Genomic DNA, 881 nt, shown 5'->3' on the forward strand with positions numbered 1-881 from the left:
GCTGCGCCCGGGAGACCGGGTCGACGTGATCGCGTCCGAGGGCGCCGGAGCCGACTCGCGGGTGCTGGCGAAGGGGGCGCGGGTGACCCGGGTACCGGCGGAGTCCGCCGAGGGCTCCACGGAGAACGGAGCGCTGATCGTGCTCTCCGTGCCACGGGCGACGGCCACGACGCTGGCCGGTGCGGGAATCTCGGCCGGGTTTGCGGTGATCCTGTGTTGATTCGTACTGACGAACCATCACGTCACCTGACAGCAGCCGAGGATGGGGCGGATCTCCCTTGTACTGCCGTAAGTTGCGGAACGGTTGGCTCCTCTTACGGCACATACGAAGGACGGCTCGGGCGTGAGCGAGAAGAAGAAAGTCAGTCTGCTGGAGGGCTTCAAGGCCTTCCTGACGCGCGGCAACGTGATCGACCTGGCGGTGGCCGTCGTCATCGGCGCCGCGTTCACGAACATCGTGAACGCCGTCGTCAAGGGCGTCATCAACCCGCTCGTCGGTGCGTTCGGCACCCAGGATCTGGAGAACTACAGCTCCTGCCTGAAGGGCCCCTGTGTGACGGACCCGAAGACGGGCGAGGCGACCGAGGGCATCCGGATCCTGTGGGGTTCGGTGCTCAGCGCCACACTCAGCTTCCTGATCACCGCTGCCGTCGTCTACTTCCTGATGGTGCTCCCGATGGCGAAGTACCTCGCCAGGCGGGCCGCCATGCAGGCGGCGAAGGAGGGCGTGCAGGAGACGATGGAGGTGAGCGAGCTGGAGGTCCTGAAGGAGATCCGCGACGCACTGGTCGCGCAGCGCGGTGGCGGCAGCAGTTCGGTGGAGGGGAACCGCGGCGAGGAGCCGGGGCGGGGCGACCTGAAGTAGAGCGGCGGGCCGGGCG

The 881-nt window shown here is 67.8% G+C and carries 1 protein-coding gene and 1 pseudogene; both read left to right on the top strand.

Annotation, left to right across the window (positions count from 1 at the left end):
• Window positions 1-220: pseudogene (locus JGS39_RS39765) on the top strand (hypothetical protein); the annotation flags it as partial.
• Between the two features lie 123 nt (window positions 221-343).
• A complete protein-coding gene (locus JGS39_RS39770) occupies window positions 344-865 on the top strand; it encodes an MscL family protein (RefSeq protein ID WP_219574624.1) in 522 nt (173 codons plus the stop codon).
• Window positions 866-881 lie beyond the last annotated feature (16 nt).

This window comes from Streptomyces poriferorum (assembly GCF_019399235.1).
GTDB classification, from domain to species: domain Bacteria; phylum Actinomycetota; class Actinomycetes; order Streptomycetales; family Streptomycetaceae; genus Streptomyces; species Streptomyces poriferorum.